Source organism: Rugosimonospora africana (assembly GCF_016862975.1).
Classification (GTDB): domain Bacteria; phylum Actinomycetota; class Actinomycetes; order Mycobacteriales; family Micromonosporaceae; genus Rugosimonospora; species Rugosimonospora africana.
This window is the reverse complement of record NZ_BONZ01000023.1, coordinates 91,156-114,345: the sequence shown is the minus strand read 5'-3', so window position 1 is coordinate 114,345 and position 23,190 is coordinate 91,156. Positions and strand designations below refer to the sequence as shown.

General features: G+C 70.2%; 19 protein-coding genes. 4 read left to right on the top strand and 15 right to left on the bottom strand.

Annotation, left to right across the window (positions count from 1 at the left end):
• Positions 1–3 precede the first annotated feature (3 nt).
• From Raf01_RS12915 to Raf01_RS12895, 5 genes are all read right to left on the bottom strand, one after another.
• Positions 4–1,221: a hypothetical protein gene (locus Raf01_RS12915; RefSeq protein ID WP_203918066.1), complete on the bottom strand. Its 1,218-nt coding sequence runs from the start codon at positions 1,219–1,221 to the stop codon at positions 4–6.
• Positions 1,218–1,742, bottom strand: coding sequence for a SigE family RNA polymerase sigma factor (locus Raf01_RS12910; protein ID WP_203918065.1), 525 nt, complete (start codon positions 1,740–1,742; stop codon positions 1,218–1,220). Before Raf01_RS12910 ends, Raf01_RS12915 begins: the two co-directional genes overlap by 4 nt.
• A 113-nt stretch (positions 1,743–1,855) precedes the next feature.
• Entirely contained in the window at positions 1,856–2,479 is a 624-nt protein-coding gene (locus tag Raf01_RS12905) for a hypothetical protein (RefSeq protein WP_203918064.1), read from the bottom strand.
• Positions 2,480–2,715: 236 nt separating this feature from the next.
• Positions 2,716–3,543 carry an aminoglycoside adenylyltransferase domain-containing protein gene (locus Raf01_RS12900; RefSeq protein WP_203918063.1) on the bottom strand — a complete coding sequence of 276 codons (828 nt, stop codon included), beginning with the start codon at positions 3,541–3,543 and terminating at the stop codon, positions 2,716–2,718.
• Positions 3,544–3,926: 383 nt separating this feature from the next.
• Entirely contained in the window at positions 3,927–4,658 is a 732-nt protein-coding gene (locus Raf01_RS12895) for a TetR/AcrR family transcriptional regulator (RefSeq protein ID WP_203918062.1), read from the bottom strand.
• A 125-nt stretch (positions 4,659–4,783) separates the two neighbouring features.
• Between Raf01_RS12895 and Raf01_RS12890 the strand changes: the two genes are divergently transcribed.
• Positions 4,784–6,313: an MFS transporter gene (locus Raf01_RS12890; RefSeq protein ID WP_203918061.1), complete on the top strand. Its 1,530-nt coding sequence runs from the start codon at positions 4,784–4,786 to the stop codon at positions 6,311–6,313.
• A 46-nt stretch (positions 6,314–6,359) separates the two neighbouring features.
• Here the strand turns inward: Raf01_RS12890 and Raf01_RS12885 are convergent, their stop codons facing one another.
• Entirely contained in the window at positions 6,360–7,217 is an 858-nt protein-coding gene (locus Raf01_RS12885) for a sulfite exporter TauE/SafE family protein (RefSeq protein ID WP_203918060.1), read from the bottom strand.
• A gap of 179 nt (positions 7,218–7,396) precedes the next feature.
• On the opposite strand from Raf01_RS12885, the gene Raf01_RS12880 reads away from it, so the two are divergent.
• Positions 7,397–7,663 carry an acylphosphatase gene (locus tag Raf01_RS12880; protein WP_203918059.1) on the top strand — a complete coding sequence of 89 codons (267 nt, stop codon included), beginning with the start codon at positions 7,397–7,399 and terminating at the stop codon, positions 7,661–7,663.
• Between the two features lie 70 nt (positions 7,664–7,733).
• Here the strand turns inward: Raf01_RS12880 and Raf01_RS12875 are convergent, their stop codons facing one another.
• The 3 genes from Raf01_RS12875 to Raf01_RS12865 all read right to left on the bottom strand — a co-directional run bounded on the left by Raf01_RS12875 (position 7,734) and on the right by Raf01_RS12865 (position 11,133).
• The gene (locus Raf01_RS12875; protein ID WP_239133565.1) at positions 7,734–8,687 is read right to left on the bottom strand and encodes a DUF6745 domain-containing protein; all 954 of its coding nucleotides are present in this window, start codon (positions 8,685–8,687) and stop codon (positions 7,734–7,736) included.
• A 256-nt stretch (positions 8,688–8,943) separates the two neighbouring features.
• Positions 8,944–10,551 (bottom strand): ABC-F family ATP-binding cassette domain-containing protein, encoded by a 1,608-nt coding sequence (locus Raf01_RS12870; protein ID WP_203918058.1) that lies wholly within the window; start codon positions 10,549–10,551, stop codon positions 8,944–8,946.
• A 189-nt stretch (positions 10,552–10,740) separates the two neighbouring features.
• The gene (locus Raf01_RS12865) at positions 10,741–11,133 is read right to left on the bottom strand and encodes a hypothetical protein (protein WP_203918057.1); all 393 of its coding nucleotides are present in this window, start codon (positions 11,131–11,133) and stop codon (positions 10,741–10,743) included.
• Positions 11,134–11,400: 267 nt separating this feature from the next.
• On the opposite strand from Raf01_RS12865, the gene Raf01_RS12860 reads away from it, so the two are divergent.
• Entirely contained in the window at positions 11,401–11,604 is a 204-nt protein-coding gene (locus Raf01_RS12860; RefSeq protein ID WP_203918056.1) for a hypothetical protein, read from the top strand.
• Between the two features lie 12 nt (positions 11,605–11,616).
• On the opposite strand, the gene Raf01_RS12855 is transcribed toward Raf01_RS12860, so the two are convergent.
• Entirely contained in the window at positions 11,617–14,022 is a 2,406-nt protein-coding gene (locus Raf01_RS12855; RefSeq protein ID WP_203918055.1) for a GPP34 family phosphoprotein, read from the bottom strand.
• Between the two features lie 394 nt (positions 14,023–14,416).
• Here Raf01_RS12855 and Raf01_RS12850 point away from each other — a divergent pair, with 394 nt between their 5' ends.
• Positions 14,417–17,302, top strand: coding sequence for a glycoside hydrolase family 2 protein (locus Raf01_RS12850; RefSeq protein ID WP_203918054.1), 2,886 nt, complete (start codon positions 14,417–14,419; stop codon positions 17,300–17,302).
• Positions 17,303–17,420: 118 nt separating this feature from the next.
• Here the strand turns inward: Raf01_RS12850 and Raf01_RS12845 are convergent, their stop codons facing one another.
• The 5 genes from Raf01_RS12845 to Raf01_RS12825 are packed head-to-tail and all read right to left on the bottom strand — an operon-like array spanning position 17,421 to position 23,165.
• Positions 17,421–18,515 carry an ABC transporter ATP-binding protein gene (locus Raf01_RS12845; protein WP_203918086.1) on the bottom strand — a complete coding sequence of 365 codons (1,095 nt, stop codon included), beginning with the start codon at positions 18,513–18,515 and terminating at the stop codon, positions 17,421–17,423.
• Positions 18,512–19,516 carry an ABC transporter ATP-binding protein gene (locus tag Raf01_RS12840; RefSeq protein WP_239133564.1) on the bottom strand — a complete coding sequence of 335 codons (1,005 nt, stop codon included), beginning with the start codon at positions 19,514–19,516 and terminating at the stop codon, positions 18,512–18,514. The genes Raf01_RS12845 and Raf01_RS12840 overlap by 4 nt, the downstream gene beginning before the upstream one ends.
• A complete protein-coding gene (locus tag Raf01_RS12835) occupies positions 19,494–20,432 on the bottom strand; it encodes an ABC transporter permease (RefSeq protein ID WP_203918053.1) in 939 nt (312 codons plus the stop codon). Before Raf01_RS12835 ends, Raf01_RS12840 begins: the two co-directional genes overlap by 23 nt.
• Before the next feature lie 3 nt (positions 20,433–20,435).
• The gene (locus Raf01_RS12830; protein WP_203918052.1) at positions 20,436–21,425 is read right to left on the bottom strand and encodes an ABC transporter permease; all 990 of its coding nucleotides are present in this window, start codon (positions 21,423–21,425) and stop codon (positions 20,436–20,438) included.
• A gap of 54 nt (positions 21,426–21,479) precedes the next feature.
• Positions 21,480–23,165 carry an ABC transporter substrate-binding protein gene (locus tag Raf01_RS12825; RefSeq protein ID WP_203918051.1) on the bottom strand — a complete coding sequence of 562 codons (1,686 nt, stop codon included), beginning with the start codon at positions 23,163–23,165 and terminating at the stop codon, positions 21,480–21,482.
• Between the last annotated feature and the right edge of the window lie 25 nt (positions 23,166–23,190).

The window sequence follows — 23,190 nt, the reverse complement described above, 5'->3', positions numbered from 1 at the left end:
GGCTCAGCGCCCGATCGGGTCGCTGGGCCAGGTCTTCGGGTCGATGAGGTTCGCGCTCAGCTTCAGGCCCGCCAGGATCTGCGTCGCCTGCGGCTCCCGGTAGCTCCCCCGGACATCGATGGACAGCGGTACCCCGTCGAAGTCGTCCGAGATGAACCCCATCGGGCGGCTCGATGACCAGAAGATCGGGTGGCCGTTCACCGTGCGGTTCGGCGGGGGCAGCGGCGCTGGGGAGTAGTTCGGGCCCACGTCACCACCGGTGTCCGGTCGAGTGATCTCGCCGATCGACACGCTCGCCTGGTCGCCGCGCCCGTCGCCGACCAGCAGGCTGGAGAACGCGAACTTCACATCCGCCTGCCCAGGCACCGGCACCCCCGCGACGCAGCCCAGCACCTTCGCACCGGCCGGCAGGTCGGTGAGCCGGAATGGTACGACGCAGCGTCCGGTACGGTCCAGGTGCAGCGCGTCGACGTCGCTCCACAGCTCCGCCTCAGCGGTCGCGCTCTCCACCGACATGCCCACCCACAGCCCGTCGACCGGCTGCCACAGCAGGCCGTAGTGGCGGTACTTGCCGCCCGTCTCGGTCCTCGTGGTCAGGGTCGCGGGTCGGCCACCGACCGTCGTCGGCTTCTCGGTCTTTCCCGGCTGGTCCGTCGTTCCCGGGCTCCCGATCAGCCCGGGATCCCCGGTCGTTCCCGGATCCCCGTTCGGCACGACGGAGCCCGGCGACGCGGACAACTGGGTCAACTCCGGATTGGCGGCCAGACTCGCGGCATCGCGGGTCCGGCTCACCGTAATCGTCAGGCCACCGGCGCTGACGGTCTCGGACCCGTCGCTGGACATGTAGGTCGCCTCGCTGAGCGGCCACGCCGACGTGTCCACGGTGAAGTGGCTCAGCAGCGGGTCGCTGCCCACCAGATCCGGTCGTTGCAGCGCGCCCGGTACGCCGGCGGCGGCCGGCAGCGCGGGCACCGGATACACCGGTAACCCCATGGTGTTCGGGCCACCCGCCGGGGCGCGGCCGCCCCCACCTCCGCCGCCGGCGCCGAGCGCGACCGTGGCGACACCGGCGACGGCGAGTACCCCGGCACAGGTACCGACCGCCAGCGTTCTACGCCGGCGCGCCGCCCGGCGTCCGGCGGCCACGGCAGTCTCCCGGGTGACGGACAGGGCGGGCTGATCGCCGACAGCCCGCTCCAGCAGCTCATTGAGGCCGGTCATCGTTCGCTCCTCTCGCTTGATACGGAAACCCGGTCCCCGAGAAGCCCGCGCAGCGCCTGAAGCCCCCGGGTGGTCTGGCTCTTCACCGTGCCGATCGAGCAGCCGAGCGCCTCCGCGACCTGCTCGATGGACTGGTCCTCCCAGAACCGCAGCACCACCGCCGCCCGCTGGCGGGGCGGTAACAGCCGCAGGGCTTCGATGACCGCGATCCGCTCGCCGAGAGTGTCCGTGGCGTCGGGTGCCGCGGGCGGTTCGGGCAGCGTGTCGTGCGGTCGCTCGCGCCGGAACCGGGCCAGCCGCCCCTCGTCGGCCAGCACCCGCAGCACGATCCGCCGCACGTAGGCGTCCACTGCGGTGGTCCGGGTGAGGCGGGGCCAGGCCAGGTAGAGCTTCGTCAGAGCGTTCTGCACCGTGTCCTCGGCCCGGTGCCAGTCCCCGCACAGCAGGTAGGCGAAGCGCACCAACCTGGCTGCCCGCGCCTCGACGTAGTCGCCGTACTCCCGCTCGGCCTCGACCCGCATACTCGCTCCGCTTCCCCGGTAACCGTTGCCCTAACTCACGGGTGCGGGCACGCGGAAGGTTGCATCGGGCCGAGCAGCATCGGTCGGGGCTCCGGCGGGCGGAGCGGCACCGGTCAGGACGTCTTCTTCGACGCCACCTCGTGGTTGTAGCGCTGGCGCAGCGAGGCGACCAGCTGGGGGTGGGCGAAGGACCCGAAGGCCATCGGCTGGTACCGGGCCGGAATCAGCTGCCGTACCTGGGTGCGGTAGTCGATCTGCGGTACCGGCAGCCGTACCACCGGCGGGTTGCCCAGCCCGACCGCCACCGGCCCGGCGCTCTTGGTCGCGTAGTCCCACGGCAGTCCAGGTTGCCCGATGACGCACAGGTGCTGCGCGTAGACCCACCGCACCTCGGCCACGGTCGCCGCATCCGGCGGGTCGATGCCGAACGGATCGGCGGTGCACATGACCCGCCGGGGTCCGGCGTTGTCCTCGTCGTGGCCGAGGTGCTCGATCTGCGGCGCGTTCTCCAGCGCGGAGACCGCCTGCTCGGCGAGCGGTATGCGCAGCCGGTCGGGCAGGGCTCCGGGCTGGCCGGACGACCGGGAGAACCATCCCGGGTTCTGTACGGCCAGCGCCGCGGCCGGCAGTGTCAGGCACACGAGGACCAGGGCGATGATGGGCCACCGCCGCCGGGCTGGCCGCCGGGTCGGCGGCGCGGGTACGGCGGGTTCCGCTGTGACGGGTGAGTCCTGCACGGTACCTCCAGGCACGCGCATTCGTGGGTTCGGCGACGCGGTACACGGGTGATGCGGTACACGGGTGGGTGCGGGTCGCGCCCGGGAGGGTGCCGCACGAAGGTGGGCGGGGGCGGCGAGCACCGCGCGAACGTCACGAGCCACTGCGGGTCGGCATGCCAGCCCGTCGATGCAATCACAGCCCGCCGCCGGATGGCAACACCTGCCGCTTCGATCCCGGCCCGCGCAGAAACCGCTCAGGTGCGACGGACGCTCGCCGCCAGCAGGTGACGCCGGGTCTGTTCCAGGAAGCGGGTGGCGCCCTCGGCGACCGGTACCGGGTCGCCGGACCGGGCGTGGTCCCGCGCGGCGAGAACGACGGGATCGCCGGGATGGCGGGCGAGGTACCAGTCGGCACCGTCGCGCTTGGAGCACAGCAGTCCCGACTCCGCGTACCGCAGCGCACGGCAGGCGTTGAGGACGGCGTACCCGATGTGTCCCTGGTCGATCGCCCAGCGCAGGTCCGCGGTCATCGCGGCGAGCACACGCTCGGCGGGCACCGGGCCGAAGACTCGGTCCGGCGGCGGCCCGGTGACTGCCCGGGCGTGATCCCGGCACACCGCGCAGTGCAGGACGAGGTCGGGATCGCCGGGGTGGTCCGCGCCGGTCACGATGGCCGCGTCCGGAGCGGTCGTGTTCACGTGCACCTCGAACGGGCACGCCGCCAACCCGTCTGATTGCGGCCGGAGCCGGTTTGCGGCGGAGGCGGCCACAGGCCCACACCCGATGGTGGCCGCGGTCGTCACCGTGATGACGCTCAGTTCCAGGCCGGCGCCGGGGCACGACCGTGCCGACGCGGCGACCGCCTCACCCATGGCGCGCTGGGCGTCGACCGTCCCGGGTCGCTCGACGACCGCCAGCACGTCGACGTCGCTGCGGCCGGGCTGGAACCCGCCGAGCACGGCCGAGCCGTGCAGGTACACCCCGACCAGATCGGGGCGGGAGGCGGCGAGGACGGTCGAGACCAGGCCGGCGTATTCGACGACGCTTAGCGGACACCGTCCCGCTTCACTGATCGCCGGCATGCCTATCGAGCCGCGGGCTATCCGAATTCACGCGACCTCCAGTTCCTCGGGCGAGACGTATACGCCGCGGCGTCTGAACGCAGCCGGCGCGTGGACGACGGCGTCCACCCGTGCCGCTTGAGTGTCAAACGGGAACCAGAACTGACGCAAGGATCGTGTCTCAGCCCAGTCCGGCGCTCCTCGCCCATCCCGCGCCGAAAAGATGCTCAGCCAGGGCCGCCAGGAACACGTCCCAGTGCTCGTCCCCGGTGCTTTCAGGCTCATCCGTCAGGAGGCGAAAGCGAGTGGACACAGACTCCCATCGATATCACTGTCCGTCACACACAAGACGGTAGCCCACGTCGCTCCGATATCGGGCCACGTCGCCTACCGCGGGTCCGCTGTCACTTCGGGCGGTCGCGCCAGACCGCCAGGCCGTCCAGGAGCCGCTCCAGCGCGAACTCGAAGCTGTCGTGCTCGAACTTGTCGATGTCCAGCGACCTGTTCTCCTTCCACCAGGTCACGTAGTTCGGGTACTTCGCGGCGTTGTCCCGCTCGTAGTACTCCGACAGCGAGTCCGCCAACTCCGACACGCTCACCCGCGTCGCCGCGTTCCTGCGCCACCCCGCCTCCACCGTCGCCGCACCGAGGGCGTGACAGATCAGCATCTGGCTCACGTATCCGAGGTCCATGCCCGAAAAGCCCGCGGCCGTCAGGATCGCGATCGAGCGGTCGGTGACCCGCATCGCGTTGGGGCCGATGTTGGGCGTGTTGCCCAGCAGGCCGGTGAACCACGGGTGCCGCAGGACCATCGACCGCAACCCCCGGGAGAGCGCGGCGGCCGGCTCCCGCCAGCCGGCCTCCGTCAGGGCCGGGATCTCGAGCTCTGCCATCACCTCGTCCATGGCCAACTCGAGCAGGTCGTCCTTGTTCGACACGTACCAGTAGAGCGACGTCGCCCCGGCGCCGAGTCTGGCACCGAGCTTGCGCATGGTCAGGCCGCCCAGTCCCAGCTCGTCGAGCAGCTCGACGGTGGCTTTCACGATCTGCTCCCGGCTCAGCGTCGGCTGAGTGCCGCGGGAGCGGCCGGGGCGGACCCACACCGAACCGGCGATCGGGTTGGCGGCTTTTGGCATGCGTCTCTTCTCCGTCCGACGGATCACACTCGGTAGCATCGTACCCCGGCTCTCGAACAAAGTTCGCCGGTCGTGGTACTTTGTTCGAGAGAACTGGACAAAGTGCGATCGAAGGGTGTCCTGTCATGTCAGCACCGACTTCCACGGCTCATCCGCGGCGTTGGGTGATCCTCGGCGTCCTGTGCCTGAGCCTGCTCGTGCTGGTCGTCGACAACACGGTGCTCAACGTGGCCATCCCCACGCTGGTGAGCGACCTGCACGCCAGCAGCTCCGACATTCAGTGGATCATCGACGCGTACATCCTGGTCTTCGCCGGGCTGCTGCTCACCGCGGGCAGCCTGTCCGACCGGCACGGCCGCCGGCGCGGCCTGATCATCGGTCTGATCGTGTTCGGCGGCGCATCGCTGGCCGCCTCCTTCGCCCACAGCCCCGGCCAGCTCATCGCGACCCGGGCACTCATGGGCATCGGCGGCGCGTTCCTGATGCCCGGCACGCTGTCGATCCTCACCACTGTCTTCGACGACAAGGAACGCAAGAAGGCCATCGCCATCTGGAGCTCCGTGCTCACGCTCGGCGCGGTCGGCGGCCCCACCCTCGGCGGCCTCCTGCTCGCCCACTTCTGGTGGGGCTCGGTGTTCCTGCTCAACGTGCCGATCGCCGCGCTGGGCATCATCGCCGCGCTGGCCATCATCCCGGAGTCGCGGGGCCCGGCGATGCGCCCGGACCCGGTCGGCGCCCTGCTGTCCATGGTGGGCATGACATCCCTGGTCTGGGGCGTCATCAACGCCGGTAAGTACGGGATGGGCTCGGCGCAGACGCTGGGCGGGTTCGGTGTGGCGGTCGTCGTGCTGACCCTCTTCGCGTTGTGGGAACGGCAGTCCACGCACCCGATGCTGCCGATGGCGCTGTTCAGCAACCGGAACTTCTCCGGCGCGAGCCTCTCGATCGTGCTGCTGTCGTTCGCCGCGGGCGGCGTGATGCTCGCGCTGACCCAGTACCTGCAGTTCGTTCTGGGGTTCACCCCGCTGCGGGCCGGCTTCGCCCTGGCGCCTCTGCTCGCCGCCGCGATCGTGTTCAACGGGATCGGTGTGGTGGTGGACAAGAAGTTCGGCGTCCGGGCCGCCGCCGCCATCGGGCTCGGGCTGCTGGCGGTCGGCTTCGGGGTACTCGCCACGATCTCCATGGCCGACGGGTACGGGAAGCTGGTCGTGGCACTGGTCATCATCGGCGCGGGCAGCGGCACGGCGGGGCCCGGGTTGTACGGCACCCTGCTCGGCGCGCTGCCGCACGATCGGGCCGGTGTCGGCTCAGCGGTCAACGACACCGTGCAGCAGGTCGGCCAGGCGCTGAGCGTGGCCATCCTGGGCAGCGTGCTGACCGCGGCGTTCTCCGCGGCGATGCCGGACGATGTCACCGGTCCGGCACGGCACTCGATCGGCGAGGCCCTGGGGGTCGCCGCCGCCACCGGCGACGCCGGGCTGGCACACGTCGCCCGGGAAGCGTTCGTCAAGGCCATGTCGATCGCGTCCATCGCCGGGTTGGTCGGCGCTGTCGGCGCCGTCGTCCTCGCGGCCGCGGTGCTCCGGCCGAAGCCCCAGCCGGCCGCCGAACCGGTGCCGGAACGCCAGCCCGAGCCTGACGCGAGTCCACTGTAGGCACTGTGCCGGCGCCACCCCCACGCGGAGTGGCGCCGGTCGGGTCTCAGCCGTGGATCGCGAGGTACGGAGCCAACGCGACGAGTATGGCGGCGAGCGTGTACTTGAGCTGGCGGGCGGGTACCGCGTGGGCGATCCGCCAACCGATGAGCACCCCGGCCAGCTCCGGAACGCCGACGAGCACGGCCAGCGGCCAGTCGATGCCGCCGTGCAGGACGTACCCGACCGTCCCGATGCCGGCGATGACCACGGACTGGGCCTGCGCGGCGGCCAGCGCCGGCAGCAGCGGCAGCCCGCAGGCCACCAGGAGCGGCACGCTGAGCATCGGGCCGCCGATCCCGAAAAGGCCGGCCCCGGTCGCCACCACCAACCCCACCGCCGCGACGACCAGCGGCGACAACCGCGCCGCCGGGTCGGCGTCGCCGGAGTCAGCATCACCAGCCGGCATCGAACCGGCTGACGGGTCCGCGGTGGACAGCCGGCGGGCGGAAGCGTCGCCGGCCGGCACACGACGGGCCGACAGCTCGCGCACCCACACCAGCACCCCGGTCGCCGCGACCACCACCGCGAGCAGCAACCCGAACGCCCGGCCGCTGACCAGCGTGTTGCACAGCACGCCCAGCGGCGTACCGACCACCGAGGCCGCGGCGAGGATCGCGGCCACCCGGCGGGTCGCCGGTTGCCGGAGCTGACCCGAACGGACATACGCGGCGGTACCCACGACGCCGGTCCCCACCTGGGTCACGATGGAGGTGCCGGCCACGCCCACCGGAGACAGCCCGGTCAGCAGGAACATCCCGATCGTGGGCAGTACCCCGCCCGGCCCAACCGCGGTGATGCCCACCCCACCGGCCAGTCCGATCAGCGCGAGCAATGCCAGCACGGCCGGCGATTCGTGTCCCATCGGCGCACCCAAGGATCCAGACGACGATTGCCTTCGATGGCAACGGTACCGGGTCGGCGGGCCCGGGGTCCTCCCCCGCACCCGCCGACCCGGACGGCTCACGCCGCGTTGTACGCCCGCACCGCTGGCGTCCGCCGGAGAGCCGCGCGGGGTCGGTGAGCGGGCCGTAGCCTGGGCGTGTGATTCGTAGCCGGGTGCTCGTGAGCGGTCGCGTCCAGGGCGTGTACTTCCGCGACAGTTGCCGGCAGCTGGCCGTACGGCAGGGCGTCCGGGGCTGGGTGCGCAACCGGCCGGACGGCCGGGTCGAGGCGGTCTTCGAGGGCTCGGCCGACCAGGTCGGTCAGCTGGTCGAATGGATGCGCCACGGCCCCGACTCGGCCGTGGTCGAGGACATCGAGGTACACACCGAACAACCGGAGGGGATCGACGGCTTCGCCATCCGGTAGCGCCGGATCGGGATAGCGCCGGGGCGGCGGGTGTTCCCCGGCACTGCCGGGGAACACCCAGACCAACCGCTCACACGTCGGGACACCAACCGTCGCGGTACTCGACCGCCGGGCCGTCGTCCCGGCGCGGTCGCACCTGTTCGTGGTGCCCGCCCGGCACCCGCTCCACCCGGATCGCGGCCGGCCGCTCGACGACCACACACACGGTCTCGCCCGGCCACCACCAGCCGCAGGAGCGGGCGAGCGTGGCCCACACGTCCAGTTGCCTGTCGTCCGCCGGACTGTACTGGGCCAGTCCGAGGCGGCGCCACGTGTCGTAGTACCCGATCCAGTACGCCTCCTGCTGCCCGTACCAGCAGACGGCCGGCGTGCCCCGCTCGGCGAGTGCTCCGCGCACCGGCAGGGAGAACCCCTCGGCGAGGCTGGTCCGCAGCGCGTCGCGCACGCCCTGGCGGAGCACCTCGCGGAACGGAACGCCGGCCCGCAGCGCGTCGAGCGGCGCCAGAGTCGGCCACGGCTCCTGCGTGCTCTTGCGTTTGGGCGGTGGCGGCTCGAAATCGGGTCGGGTGATCCGCTCATCGAGCGCGCCGCGCAGCCGCGACAGCGAGGCGGCGAGGTCGCTCGCCAGCGGCGGCGGCCCGCTGTGCGGTGGCCGGATCACCCACTGGTACAGGGTGTCCAGCGTGGGCAGGCCGGCGACGAGCGGAAGCGCCTGGCGTGGCGAGTCGACCCAGACGAACCGGGGTCGTGGCCGGCGCAGCCGCGCGTAGACGGTGGCCAGAGCCTGCTCGGCGGCTTCCCGGTCGGCGGGATCGGTGGACAGTCCACAGTGGAGCCATTCACGCCGGATGTCGGCGGCCCGACGCCAGTGCCGGGCGGCGACATCGGTCGTGGCCCGGATGCCGGAAACGGGCAGTTGCCGGGAAGCGGGGAAACCCTGGGACGCCGGGAAAGCCCGGCCGGTGCGGAAATTGGGGACAGCGGGAGCGTCGGAGGCGGCGATGTGCCGCGTCGCGGCGGTCACCGCGCGAGGGCGGGCACGCCCTTCCCGTTAGAAGCGATCATGCCGTCGATGATGACAGCACCGGTGCGGCGAACGCAACCCATCTCCCCACGCCACGGCTTTCTCCATCACACCGGCTTTCTCCACCACCCCGAGCGCCGTGGGTCACTCCCCCTCAAGCGTCCTAGGACACGACTGGTCTGGGTCGTCGCACGGCGTCAGACGCGCCGAGCCAGACTGGTCGTAGGTCGGCACGGTCCACGACGTTCCCTCGGGTTCACAGCTCGATGCGCCGGCCCGCCCACCGGGCGCGCAGCCACCGGTCGTGGCTGGCCACCACGACTGCGCCCGGACCGGTGCCCAGCGCCTCCTCCAGCTCGTCGCACAGCCGCGGCGAGAGGTGGTTCGTCGGCTCGTCGAGCAGAAGCAACTCGGGTGGATCGGCGATCAGCAACGCCAGGGCGAGCCGGCGGCGCTGGCCCACCGACAGGTCGCCGACCGGCCGGGCCAGGTCGCGGGCCGCGAGCAGGCCGAGGGAACGCAGCGGTACCGTCTCGGCCCGCTGCGGGCCCAGCGCCTGTTCGTAGGTCTCCCGGGCGGTACGGTCCAGCCGATCGAAGTCGGTGTCCTGTGTCAGCAGGCCGATTCGCAGTCCCCGCCGCCCGTGAATGTCGCCGGTGGCGTCCAACCGCCCGGCCAGCACCCCGAGAAGCGTCGACTTTCCGGCGCCGTTCGGGCCGGTAACCAATAGCCTGTCGGAGGCCGAGACGTCGAGGCGGTCGAGCGAGAGCCGACCCGGGACCCGGATGTCTCGCAACGACACCAGGATGCCATCGGTCACGGTACTGGTGAGCGTGGAAGCCCGGAACCGCAGCGGTTCCGGCGGTTTGCGGACCTGCTCGCGCTCCAGTTCGTCGAGTCGCCGGGTGGCGTTGCGTACCCGCCGCGAAATCTGGTTCTGTACCCGGCCGGTGGTGTGGCCGTAGCCCATCTTCTCGCTGTCGCGCCGTGCCCGGCCGGGTGCGACCTGGTGTGCGGTCACCGAGACCGACTGGCGCAGGTCGGCGATCTCCTCCTGCTCCTCGGCGAAGCGCCGCTGCCAGCGTTCCCATTCCGCGCGCTTCTCCGCCTGGTACGCGCTGTAGTTCCCGCCGTACCGGGTCGGCCCCTCCACCGCCGGATCGAGGTCGATCAGGTCGGTGCACACCGCGTCGAGGAACGCCCGGTCATGACTGGCCAGCACCACCACCCCGGGCAGGCTGCGCAGTTGTTCCTCAAGGAAGACCGCGGCAGCGTCGTCGAGGTGGTTGGTCGGCTCATCGAGCAGGAGCGCCGACGGGCGGCGGATCAGCAGCGCGGCCAACCCGAGCCGGGCGCGCTGTCCACCGGAGATCGAGGCGAGCGTACGGTCTCGTGGAAGCTCCCCGAGACCGAGCCCGGCGATGACGATCCCCGCGCGACGGTCGGCGTCCCAGGCGTCGGTCTCCTGCGCGCGGTCCAACCGCTCGCCGTACTCGCTGAGCAGTTCGGCATAGGCCGGTGAACCCTCCACAGTGGACCCGAGCGCGCCGGTGAGCCGGTCGAGTGCGGCGAGGATCTCGCGCGCCTCACGCAACGCGTCGTCGACCACGTCGGCGATCGTCGAGGCCGGCTCGAACGGCATCTCCTGGTGCAGGAAGCCCAGATCCGGTGGGCGGACGACGGTGCCGGAGTCCGGCTCGTCCGCTCCGGCGAGCAGCCGCAGCAGGGTGGACTTGCCGGTGCCGTTCTCGCCGATCAGCCCGATCCGGTGGCCGGGCGAGGCGACGAGTGAGACACCGTCGAGCACCCGGCGGGAGCCGAACGTGCGAACGAGGTCATGGGCAAGCAGAGCTGATACGGACATGGAGGACACCACCGACGGAAGAGATGCTTTCGCCCGCCGGGCTGTGCCTCGGTCGCGGGCGCGGGGGTGTCAGTGACTCACATCCCCTCCAGCGTAACTCACCGCCGGGCCGCGTCGCCTCCCTTTTTCCCGCTGGTACGAGTGTGGGCGGCCGGTCGAAGACCGCGCCGCCCACGCCCGCGTACCAAATCAGAACTCGTCGCCCCCGACGAACTGGCGCTCCAACCGGTCCGCCGTGGAGGTGATCAGCGCCAGCGGACGCTCGAACTCGTTGATGTCGAGGTTGGCCAGCGGCATCGACTGGCGGATGAACAGGTGGTCGTCGATCAGCGCCGCGCCGCCGCACACCTTGTTCCCGACCTCTTCCAGGACCGCGCGCAGGTCCATCTTGTCGGCCTTGCCGACCGGGGATTCGATCTGGAGCCACTCTTCGGCCCCGTTCTCCAGCGTCTCCCGCCACAGAAACACCACCTGCGTACGCATGTCGCCGACCTCGAAGATCAGCTTGACCTTGCCGGTGTCCTCGCCAGCGATCTTGTAATTCGACCGAACGTACTCGACCACGCTGTCCCAGGTTGTCACGTGCGTCCCCTCGTTCCGGGTAATCGAAATGTCGCGATCCACCAAAAGCGCGCCGAAGATTAGCACTCGAATGTCCGCCTCGGACGCCCAGGTCCGACCGGCCCGCGGTACTTGGCGCCGGTCATCCGGCCGCGACGCGGTACCCTCAGGGTCATGGACGCGTCGCAGCCGGAGTGGGTGACCATCGCGCAGTACGAGAACGTCCCCGGGTGCCCGAGTCCCGCGGCGGCACTGCGCGGTTGACTGCGCGACCGGGGCATCGACTGGATGCCGCTGCGCGACGATGACGTCCGCATCGACCTCGCCTGCGGTCCCGCTCCCGACGGGCGTTGGCGCGGCTGGTTTTCGGTGCGCGTCCGGGCTCACGCCCTGTGGCCGCTCGGGCTGCACCCGGACCAGCCGACGTCGCGGGTCACCGCGCCCTCGCCGCCAGCCTGGTGGCACGCGGAGGCCGAGCGCCTCGCCCGCTGACCCGCCTCTGCTCTACATGCCGGTGTAGATACCGGTAGGGCGGGGCAAGTCGGTGTGCAGGCCGGTCACCGTCCGGACCGCCACCATCAGCGGATCCCGGGCGGCCTGCCGTCCGAGCCAGAACCGGTGCGCCAGCGCGGACCGGCCGAGCACCGGCCGGCTCGCCTCGGTGGCCCACAGCAGCATGCCGAGGAGCGCCGCGTGGCTGTCGCTCTCACCCGCGCGCAGCGCGTCGGAGAGGTCGCGGCGGACGCGTTCCGCCATCCCGTCCTCGGCCCGCTCGAACACCAGCCGCCCGGTGTCGTTGTAGACCCAACGCCGCTGCAGCTGCCCCAGCCGGTCGCCGGCCGTCGCGTACACGTCGCGACCGAGCAGTTGGAGCCACCGGTACGCCGGCTGCTGCCCGCCGGCCCCGATCCGGGCGAGCACGCCGTCCAGGAACGGCTCCCCGGTCGGCTGCGCGTCGCGCACGTACACCATGCCGGACCGGTCCCCGGCGACCGCCAGCCTCCCGCGCAGGCGCAGCTCGGCCAGTACCGCGGCGGACACTCCGGCGCGGAGTGTGTCGCTGGTCGGCGGATTCCGGCCGGCGTACGCCCGGATGAGCATCAGCAGCTCGTCCGGCAGCAGCAGCCGCGACAGGCGTTCCGATCCGGGTAGCGCGCTCGGCAGCTCGCCCGGGTCCAGGGCACGCCAGCCCCGGATCGCCCAGGGCGCTGTGGTCGCCTCGTCGACGCCCAGTCCGCGGAGGTACTCCCGCAGCCGCCCGACCGCCTCCCGGTCGCCGCAGGCGTCGGCCACGAGCACATCCGGTACCACCGGCTCGTCGTCACCGGTCGACCGCAGCACCAGCGGCCGCGACCACCCGAAGTCCCAACGCGCCAGGCCGGCAAAGACCAGCTGCGCACCGATCGCGAGGCTGACGTTCTCCGCGAGGACGGCCGCCGCGTCCGGCTCGTCGCCTGCCTCCGCGTCGCTGTCGGCGGGCTCCTCACCGACGTCAGCCGCGAGCGCCGACGCCACGTCCTCTCCACGGCCGACCGACAACACGTCCAGCACGAGGCCCAAGCCTTCGCGCGACGCCCCCGGCAGCGCCTGCCGACACGCGGCGAACAGCGCGTCGGCGTCGACGTCGGCGGCGGCCCGCGCCGCGGCGGCCAGCACGTCCACGAACCGGTCCTCGGCGAGCGCGGCGAACACCGCCCCGGGGTCGGCGACGAGGTTCCCCGCCACCGAGGGATCCTCGACCATTGGCCGATCCTCGACCGCCGCCGGATCGTCGATCGCCGCCCGATCCTCGACCGCCACCGGACCGTCAACCATCGCCGGCTCGTCGAACGGCGGAGGGACCGAGGGGGCGGACCGCGGCGCGGCGGCCAGGACCGCAGGCTCCGCGACAACCTCGGACCTGGGCCACGGCACGGAATCCGGCACGGGACTCGGTGCGGGATCCGGCGCCAGTTCGGCGAGCAGGCGAAGCCGCTCGGCGAGCGGAGGATGCGAGTCCCAGGGCGTCCCGACGCCGCCGGCCGCGGCCTCCTCGGCCCGCTCACCGTCCGCCAACCGCCCATCCAACGACTGCGCCTCATAGGCGACCTGAGCGTCATACGCGTTCAGGGCCTCGTCCTGCGTCACGCCGCGATCCCGCGCGGCCCGGACCCAGCTGTCGATCGCCACGTCCCACGCGCCCACCAACCCGGTCAGCGTCGTCAGTGCCTCGCGGGTCGCGTCCACCCCGGCGGCGCGGGCCGCGGCGGCGTCCGCCTCCACCTCCATCCGGCGCAGCACGGTCATCGCGACCAGGAAGTACAGCGCCGCGTACGCGCCCAGCAGCAAGCCGGCCGCACGGTGGGGGCCGATCCGCTTCAGAGTGCGCGTGATGCTCTGACCGCCGCGGTAGGCGACCGCGCCGAAGACCGTGTGGCCTCCGGCGTAGTGGCCGAGCTCGTGCGCGAGAACGGCGCGAATCTGCGGTACGGTCAGTGACCGCAACAGCGGCACGCCGAGGTACAGGTACCGCCGGCCGCGCCGCAACCCCACCCGGCCGGCGTCCTCCTGCACGGCCGCGTTGACCTCCGGGTAGAGCCGGATCTCGTCCGGCACTCGCGTCCCCACGGCGGCCGCCAGCTCCCGTACCGTCGCCCACAGCTCGGGCGCCTGCCGCTCGCTCACCGGTGCCCCCATCGGGGGCTCCTCACCGGCCCGCGCGAACTGCCACAGCGGCCACGCGATCGCGACGAGCAGCGCACCGGCTCCGTAGCCCAGGTCGTGACCGACCGTACCGCCGAACGCCGTGAACAGTTCCACCGCGATCCAGACCAGGCACCCGAACAGCAGAAGCCCGAACATGTAGAAGCCGGCGAGCAGCGCCACCGCGAGCATGGCGCGCAGCGTGACGGCTCTCGGTACCCGCTCCACGGCGACAGGGTGTCACCTGCGGTCAACCGGTTCAACCGGCCGCACGCCGAGCGCTCCGATCGCACCCAATCGCGGCCTCCCGCCACATAGGACCATTGCGTGGGCGATTGTCCACACAGGACACCGACCCGGGAAAGCGCGGACACCGACCGGGAAAGAGCGCAGACTCGGGCCGGGAAAGAGCACGGACCCGGGTCGGCAACGAGAACGCGCGTCGCGCTTCTGCCCAGCGCCGCCGGTATCTGTTATGTTCTATCAGGAAGACTGTCTGACCATTCTCAACCCGGTAAGTCCGATCCTCGGCACACTTCGATCCCCACGGCACAGTTCGGTCCACGGCGCGCTCCGGCCGGCTCGCCCGCCCGCGCCCCCGCATGCGTTCAGGAGATGGCCCATGGTCAAACGGCGCATTGGCTCTCGCACACCACTCCGACTACTGACCCTGTTCGCGGTCGCCGCGACCCTCGGCGCACCCGCCCTCGGCGGGCCCGGCGCCGCCAACGCGGCGGTCCCGGCCGGCGCGGCATCCGGCATTCAGACATCCGCCGCCCACGTCACCCGCTCCCCCAACGACCTCGGCACCGGCGGCTGGAAGGTGGTCAGCAGCGACACCGCCACCGAGAGCGGCGCGCAGATCTCCGCCCCCGGGTTCTCCACCACACACTGGCTGTCCGTGCGGCCGGATGACGGCGACGCGCCGGGTACCGAGATCGAGGCACTGGTACAGAACGGCAAGTGCCCCAACGTGTACTACTCGGACAACATGCGCAAGTGCTTCGGGTACACCGACGACAACGGGCCGGTGACCGTGCCGCAGTTCGCGGTGCCCTGGTGGTTCCGCACCGACTTCACCGCCAACCTGCACTCCGGGCAGGTGGCGAGCCTCGTCGTGAACGGTGTCGTGGGCGCGGCCGACGTCTGGGTCAACGGCACCGAGGTGGCCACGAAGGACACGGTCACCGGCGCGTACACCCGGTTCACCTTCGACGTGAGCGGCGTACTGCGCCACGGCCGGAACTCGCTCGCGCTGGAGGTCTACCCGAACGATCCCAGCAAGATGTTCACCGTCGACGACGTGGACTGGAACCAGATCCCGCCGGACAACAACACCGGCATCCAGTTCCCGATCCAGCTCGACGTCGCGGCCTCGCTCAGCGAGAGCAACGCTCACGTCACGCAGTCGAACGCGGCCGATCTCAGCAGTTCCTCGCTGACCGTGAAGACCGACGTCACCAACCACACCGCGGCGGCGCAGACCGGCGTCGTGCGCGCGACGGTGACACCGCCGAACCACGGCCGGCCGATCGTGGTCAGCCAGTCGGTGACGGTACCGGCGAACACCACTCAGACCGTCTCGTTCGACCCGGGCGCGTACCCGAGCCTGACCGTCGCGCACCCGCAGGTGTGGTGGCCGTACCAGATGGGCCCGTCGCCGCTCTACACGCTGGGCACTTCCGTGTCCCAGCACGGAAACGCGCTCGATCAGACGAGCGAGACGTTCGGCATCCGTACGGTGACCTCCTCCCTGGTCGGCGCATCCCCGATCGCGCCCGACGGGGTGCGCAGCTTCGCCATCAACGGCCGCCCCTTCGTGGTCCGCGGCGGCGGCTTCGCCGAGGATCTGCTGCTGCACTACTCGGCGACGGACATCGCCCGCCAGTTCGCCATCCTGAAGAACCTCGGCATCAACACCCTGCGGCTCGAGGGGCACTTCATGCCGGAGAACTTCTACCAGCAGGCGGACGCGGCCGGCATGCTCATCGACGCCGGCTTCCAGTGCTGCGACGCGTGGCAGGCCGGGCGCACCATCAGCCAGGCCGCGCTAGACATCATGGCGCTGTCCGCGAAGACCATCGGCGAGAACGAGCGTAACCACCCCAGCGTGTTCACCTTCAGCTGGAGCGACAACCAGCCCCGGCCGACCCAGGAGGCCGTGTCGCTGCAGGCGTTCCAGCAGGCCGACTTCGACGTCCCGATCATCGCCTCGGCGGAGTACAAGAGCACGCCGACGCTGGGCCAGGCCGGCGAGAAGGAGGGGCCGTACGACTACGTGCCGCCGAGCTACTGGTACGACACGAGCAACTTCGACCCCGGCGACTCGTCCCGTACCAACGTGGGCGGCTCCTGGGGCCTGGACAGCGAGCAGAGCGCCGGGGACACGGTGCCGACGCTGGACTCGATCCGGCGGTTCATGTCGCCGACCGAGCAGGCCGCCCTCTGGCAGGATCCGGCGTACAACCAGTACCACGCCAACTACGAACCCGACCACGGCGGCTACGCCTTCGGCACGCTCTACACCTTCGACCAGGCGATGACCAACCGGTACGGTGCCTGGTCCGACCTGGACAGCTATGTCGAGGAGGCCCAGGTCCAGAACTACGAGAACACCCGTTCCCAGTTCGAAGCGTTCGTCGCCCACTCGACCAACCAGCCCACTCCGGCCACCGGCACCATCTACTGGCAGGTCAACAAGGGCTGGCCGACGCTGCTGTGGGACCTCTACAACCAGGACGGCGACCAGCCGGGCAGCTTCTTCGGGGCGAAGAAGGCCAACGAGGGGCTGCACGTGCTCTACGGGTACGACGACAACACGGTGACCGTCGACAACCTCACCGGAAAGGCGGCCAGCGGCCTGTCCGTCCAGGAAAAGGTCTACGACCTGGCCGGTAACGTGCTCGACGACCAGCGGGCCGGCGGCATCAGCCTGGCCAGCCAGCAGGTACGCAACGCGGTGCTCACGGCGAAGGTGCCGGCTGCCACGGTTCCGCCCGCCGCGGCGAAGACGTCCTTTGTGGAGCTTCAGCTCAGCCAGGGCGGCAAGGTGGTGGACCGCAACGTGTACTGGGTGTCCAGCCAGGCCGACGTGGTCGACTGGCCGGCCACCATGGGCAACCCGCAGGCCACCATGTCGCAGTACGCCGACTTCAGCGCGTTGAAGTCGTTGCCCACCAGCAGGATCAGCGCAAAGGTCAGCACCCGGAGCCAGCCTGGTCCGGACGGCGCCGACCGGGTCGCCACGGTGACCGTCACCAACACCTCGAAGACGCCGACGGTCGGCTTCTTCCTCCGGGCGGACCTTCGCCGCGGTACCCACTCCGGCAAGGAACTGCCCGGCGACAACCAGGTCGGCTCGGCCCTGTGGAGCGACAACGACATCACGCTGTGGCCTGGCGAGTCGCAGACGTTGACCGTCAGCTACCGGGCGTCGGACCTGAAGGGTGCCACGCCGGTGGTGAGCGTCTCGGGCTGGAACGCGCCGAGGATCGACGTGGCCGGGTAACCACTGGCTGGGTAACCACCGCGTCCGCCGGTGCCCGCCCCCGATCGGGCACCGGCGACCTCACCCGAAACGACGGCGCCGCGTCCACCATGGACGCGGCGCCGTCGTGTGAACTGAGCTACTCCGGTGCCGCTTCCCCACCCGAATCCGAGCCTGCGACGGAATCCGTGCCCGCGGTCGGGTCCGGATCCGCCGTCGCCACGTGGCACGCGGCGACGTGGGCCGGCGCCAGCGGGCGTAGCAGCGGCGTGGTCGTGGCACACTCGTCGATCGCCAGCGGGCAGCGCCAGCGGAAGCGGCATCCCGGGCTCGGGTTGATGACCCGCGGTGGCTCACCCTTGGCGGCCTCCGCCGTCACCTCCAGCGGTGCCCGCGGGTCCGGTACGGCCGACAGCAGCAGCTGCGTGTACGGGTGCTTCGGGTCGGCCAGCACCGCCTCGGTCGGGCCGGACTCCACCACGTGCCCGGCATACATCACCATCAGCCGGTCGGACACGTACCGCGCGCTCGCGATGTCGTGCGTGATGTAGAGGAACGACACGTCCTCGTCCGCCCGCAGCTTCGCCATCACGTTCAGCAGGCCGATCCGGATCGACACGTCCAGCATGGACACCGGCTCGTCGGCGAGGATGAGCTTCGGCCGATACGCCAGCGCCTGCGCGAAGCCGATCCGCTGCCGCTGGCCGCCGCTCAGCTCGTACGGGTACCGGTCCAGGATGTCCGCGGCCGGCGTGAGCCCGACCGCCTCGACGACCCTTACCGCCTCCTCGAAGCGCTGCGCCCGGTTCAGCTCGTGGCGATGCAGCTTCAGGCCGCGCATGATGCCGTGCGACACCCGGTAGGCCGGGTTCAGCGAACTGAACGGGTCCTGGAACACCATCGGCACGTCGCCGCGGTACTCCAGTACCTGGCGCCGGCCGCGCATCGAGGACAGCGGCCGGCCCTGGTAGAGGATCTCGCCCGAGGTCGGCTGGTAGACCCGGGCCAGCAGGCGGGCGATGGTGCTCTTCCCGCTGCCGCTCTCCCCGACCAGCGCGACGATTTCCTTGCGGTTGATGACGATGTCGGCGCCGTCCACCGCGTGCAGGTTCCGGCCGGAGAAGGCACCGCCGACCTTGAAATGCTTGGTGAGGCCGCGGGTCGCCAGCAGCGGAGCCGGCTCTTCACCGGCCGGGGTGCGCTGCGCCGGTACCGGCTGGGTGGGTGCGCTCACGAGGACACCTCCACCGTGCCGGCCCGCTCCGGGTTGTGGCGCAGGCACCGCGAACGGACCGTGCCCACCTGGTACAGCTCGGGTTCGACGCTGTGGCAGTCGCCCTCGACCACGGGGCACCGGGGATTGAACCGGCATCCCTCGGGCGGCTGCGCGAGATCGGGTGGACTGCCCGGTATCCCGGTCAACTCGACCTTCGGTCCCCGTACCGACGGGAACGCGTCGAGCAGCCCGCGACTGTACGGGTGGGACGGGGTGTCGAAGACCATACGCGTCGGTCCCACCTCGACCACCTGGCCGCCGTACATCACCAGCAACTGGTCGGAGAAGTGGCTCACCAGCGACATGTCGTGGGTGACGAAGATGACCGCGAAGCCCAGCTGGCGCTGCAACTCCTTGATCTGGAGCATCAGCGAGCGCTGGGCGACCACGTCGAGCGCCGAGGTCGGCTCGTCCATGATGACCAGCTCCGGCGTGAAGAGCAGCGCCATGGCGATCATCGCGCGCTGCCGCATGCCGCCGCTGAGCTGGTGCGGGTAGCTCTTCAGGTGCACCGGGTCGATGCCGACCAGGTCCATGACCTCGACCGAGCGCTCCCTGACCTGTGCCGCGGTGAACTTCCCGTGCGCTTCCAGCGCGTCCTTGAACTGCGCCCCGATCGAGGTGACCGGGTTCAGCGCGTTCATCGCGCTCTGCATGACCACCGAGAGGTTCCGCCACCGCAGCAGGTTCAGCTGCCGGTCGGCCATGGTGACCAGGTTGTCGCCGCGGAAGGTGACGCTGCCGCCGGTGATGGAGGCGGGCGGGCTCAGCAGCCGCGCGATCGCGAACAGCATCGTCGACTTGCCGCACCCCGACTCGCCGACCACCCCGACGAACTCACCCTCGTGGACGTCGAAGGAGACCCGGTCGACGGCGCCGACCGGCCCGCTGACCGTGCCGCCCGCCCCGGGATAGATGACGGACAGATCCCGGACCTCAAGAATGGACGCGCCTGACACGTGGCCTCCTCACCGGTCGCAGGGCCGGGTTGCTGATCTCGTCGAAGGCGTAGTTCATCAGGGCGAACGCGACGCCCAGCAGGGCGACGCAGGCACCCGGCGCGATGGACCACAACGGCAGTCCGGTCTGCAGCGCCTGCTGGTTCTGCGACCAGTAGAGCATGGTCCCCCAGCTGATCGAGTTCGGGTCGCCGAGGCCGAGGAACTGGAGTCCGGCCGCGGTCAGCACCGAGTACAGCGCGGCGCCGAGGAAGTTCGCCACGATCAGCGACGTCATCGTCGGCAGTACCTCGAACACGATGATGTACGAGCGCCGCTCGCCCCGTACCCGGGCGGATTCCAGGAAGTCCCGGTTGCGCAGGGACAGTGCCTGCGCACGCAATTGGTTGGCGCCGTACGACCAGCCGGTCACCACCAGCACGATGAGCACCACCAGCAGGGTGCCCTTGCCGGCGTACGTCGCCAGGATGATGATCAGGGGAAACGTCGGGATGACCAGGAAGACGTTGGTCAGCAGCGACAGCACGTCGTCGGCGACCCCGCCGAGATAGGCCGCGGACACCCCGATCAGCACCGACAGCACGGTCGCGAACAGGCCCGCCGCGACCGCGATGACCAGCGACTGGCGGGTGCCGTAGACGAGCTGGGCCCAGATGTCCTGCCCCAGTGCGGTGGTACCGAGCCAGTGCGCCCCGGACGGCGTCTCGGACGGCGTGAACGCCAGCTTGTTCGGGTCGCGTACCGAGGTGAACAGCTGGGGTACCGCGGCCAGCAGGCAGAACACCACGAAGATGCCCAGTCCGATGCTCGCCTTGCGGTTGCGCAGTACGGCGACGAGAATCCCGCCCCTGCCGCGCCGTCGCGTCTGGGTCGGCGCCTGTGCGGCCCCGGTCGGCTGGACCAGTAAGGAGGTCATGGTCTATCCCTTCGCCCGGGCGCGCGGATCCAGCCACGCGGTCGCGAAGTCGCACAGCAGCACCGCGAGCAGCACGGCGACGGTGAACAGCATGAACAGCGCCTGCATGAGCGGGTAGTCGGTGTTCTGTACGGCGTTGTAGAGCAGGTATCCCAGGCCGGGGTAGTTGAACACGTACTCGACCAGGATCGAGCCGGAGATGACGAAGCCGAGTGACATCGCGAACCCGGAAAGGTTGGGCAGCAACGCGTTGCGGGCCGCGTACCCGTACATGATCTGCCGGTTCGGCAGGCCCTTGGCCCGGCCCATCCGTACGTAGTCCTCGGCCAGTGTGGTGATCATGTTGTTGCGCATGGTCAGGATCCAGCCGCCGATGGACGTGATGAGGATCGTCCCGGCGGGCAGGATCGCGTGCCTGAGCACGCTGCCGATGAACGGCAGGGTGAACGAGGGCTGCAGGCTGTTGTCGTAGTTGAAGTCGCTGGGCAGCAGCCCGCCCGTCCACAGCGACAGCACGAGGATCAGCAGCAGCCCCACCCAGAAGTACGGCAGCGCCGAGGTGACCACGAACACCGACGGCAGGATGGAGTCCACCTTCCCGCCCCGGCGCCAGGCCGAGACGGTGCCGATCAGCGACCCCAGCGCGAAGGCGAGGATGGTGGCCACGCCGACGAGGCCGAGCGTCCACGGCAGCGCCTGGCCGATGAGTTTGGACACCGGGGTGCCCAGCGTCGCCCCGATCGAGATGCCCCAGTGCCCGGAGAGCATGTTGCCGAGGTAGTCGAGGTACTGCACGAACCAGTTCTGGTTGGGCTTGAACCCGTACGCCGTCAGCATCTGCTGCAGCGCGGCCGGGGACAGCTTGTTGTGGGTGCGGGCACGCAATGCGTTCAGCGGGCTGCCCGGCATCATCCGGGGGATGAAGAAGTTGAGGGTCAACGCGGCCCACAGCGTGAGCACGAAGAACCCGAGACGTCGCAACAGGAACTTCACGGCGACCAGCTCCTCGTGCTCACTGCCATGGTCCGATCCTTATCCGACGGTGGATTACTGCGCGGCCTTCGAGTACAGGTGCAGCAGCACCTGTTCGACGTCCGGGATGCTGAACGCGGACGGCTGGGCGTACGGGTTCTGCTCGGTCGGCCATCCGCCGATGTCGGTGGTGTTGTACTGGAACCAGTCGACCGATTCGGTGGTCGGGATGACCGGCACGTCCTTGAGCATCAGCGCGCCCATCTGCTTGACGAGCGAGACCTGGGTGGTCTCGTCAGCCGTCGCGTACTGGTCGAACAGCTTGTCCGCGTCGGGGTTGAGGTATCGCTCGTAGTTGCTGTTGGCCTGCTTGCCCAGCGGCGCCGAGTTCTTCGAGTACATGATCTCGCGCAGCTCGTAGTACGGCGACGGGCCGTTGCTGGGCTCGCCGTAGTACGCGAGGTCGAAGTCGCCGTTGTAGAGCCGGTCGTCGAAGGTCTGCTGCGCCAGGTCGGAGATGGTCAGGTCGATTCCGATCGGAGCCAGCTCCTGCTTGATGACCGCGAGCGACGCGTCCCAGTCGGTGTACCCGGTGATGGTAATGATGGTCAGCTTCAGCGGGTTCGACTTCGAGTACCCCGCGCTCTGCATCAGCTGGGTCGCCTTGGCCACGTCTGGCTTGTCGTACCCGGCCGCGGAGACCGCCGAGGCGTCGTAGTACTTCTGGAACGTCGGCGTCACGATGCCGGTCTGGTTGGCCGCCGGCTGCTGCCCGCCCTCACCGATCAGCGCGACCTGCTTGCGGTCGATGGCCGAGGCGATCGCCTGGCGCACGGCGAGCTTGCTGGTCGCCGCGTGCGACGGGTCGAGGTTGGGGAAGATGGCCACGTTCGTGATCGGCGGCGACCAGGTGTGGTTGTTCTTGTTCTTGTTCAGGTAGAACTGCTTGATGCCGGGGATGAACTGGCTGCCCCACTGGGCCTTGCCGTTGGCCAGGTCGAGGTTCGCCGGCCCGTTGTCCAGGTAGGCCGGGTACTCCACCTTCTGGATGTACGGCTTGCCGGCCTGCCAGAAGTTGGTGTTCGCCACGTACTGGATGTTGTTGGCCGAGCACGGACTCACCTTGTACGGCCCGGTGCCGACCGGGTCCGGGTCGGCCCAGGTGTCCGGGTGCGACGCCGGCTCGCCGGTCGACCAGATGTGCTTGGGCACAATGCCGACCTGGTCCGCGAAGTTGAAGAAGTACGGCTGGGCCGCCTGCGCGAAGGACATGGTGACCTTGTTGCCGCTGGCGGTCACCGACTGAAGTCCGGCGCCGGTCCACAGCGCGTACAGGTCGATGGCCGGGAACTGCTTCATGAGGTTGAACGTGAACGCCACGTCGTCGGCGGAGAACGGCTGGCCGTCGCTCCACTTCACCCCGTCGCGGATCGTGAAGACGATGGACTTCTTGTCCGCGCTCCACTGGTACGACGAGGCCAGCATCGGAGTCTCGGCCTGGTTGTTCAGCAGGTCGACGAACACCAGCGGCTCGTAGACGAACCCGACCGACTCCACGTTGTTGGACGGGTTGAACGGGTTGAACTGGCAGGTCCAGGTCTGGCCCTGCTCGTTGGCGATGGTGACGGTGCCACCCTGCTTGCGCGGTGCGTTGATATCGTCAGGGGCATCGCTGCCACTGGTCTTGGTCTTCGGCGATCCGCACGCCGTCAGGGCCAGTCCCAGTGCCACGATGACGGCGAGCGCTTTGGTGCGTCTCATCGGAGCAATCCCTTCTTGATCTGTG

What these genes read in the sequence shown, in the direction of transcription:
- Raf01_RS12860 (WP_203918056.1), top strand. Translation starts at nt 11,401, where the DNA reads ATGCCGCTGCGCGACGATGACGTCCGCATCGACCTCGCCTGCGGTCCC.
- Raf01_RS12870 (WP_203918058.1), bottom strand. Translation starts at nt 10,551, where the DNA reads ATGTCCGTATCAGCTCTGCTTGCCCATGACCTCGTTCGCACGTTCGGC.
- Raf01_RS12850 (WP_203918054.1), top strand. Translation starts at nt 14,417, where the DNA reads ATGGTCAAACGGCGCATTGGCTCTCGCACACCACTCCGACTACTGACC.
- Raf01_RS12900 (WP_203918063.1), bottom strand. Translation starts at nt 3,543, where the DNA reads ATGCCGGCGATCAGTGAAGCGGGACGGTGTCCGCTAAGCGTCGTCGAA.
- Raf01_RS12910 (WP_203918065.1), bottom strand. Translation starts at nt 1,742, where the DNA reads ATGCGGGTCGAGGCCGAGCGGGAGTACGGCGACTACGTCGAGGCGCGG.
- Raf01_RS12890 (WP_203918061.1), top strand. Translation starts at nt 4,784, where the DNA reads ATGTCAGCACCGACTTCCACGGCTCATCCGCGGCGTTGGGTGATCCTC.
- Raf01_RS12825 (WP_203918051.1), bottom strand. Translation starts at nt 23,165, where the DNA reads ATGAGACGCACCAAAGCGCTCGCCGTCATCGTGGCACTGGGACTGGCC.
- Raf01_RS12885 (WP_203918060.1), bottom strand. Translation starts at nt 7,217, where the DNA reads ATGGGACACGAATCGCCGGCCGTGCTGGCATTGCTCGCGCTGATCGGA.
- Raf01_RS12915 (WP_203918066.1), bottom strand. Translation starts at nt 1,221, where the DNA reads ATGACCGGCCTCAATGAGCTGCTGGAGCGGGCTGTCGGCGATCAGCCC.
- Raf01_RS12835 (WP_203918053.1), bottom strand. Translation starts at nt 20,432, where the DNA reads ATGACCTCCTTACTGGTCCAGCCGACCGGGGCCGCACAGGCGCCGACC.
- Raf01_RS12895 (WP_203918062.1), bottom strand. Translation starts at nt 4,658, where the DNA reads ATGCCAAAAGCCGCCAACCCGATCGCCGGTTCGGTGTGGGTCCGCCCC.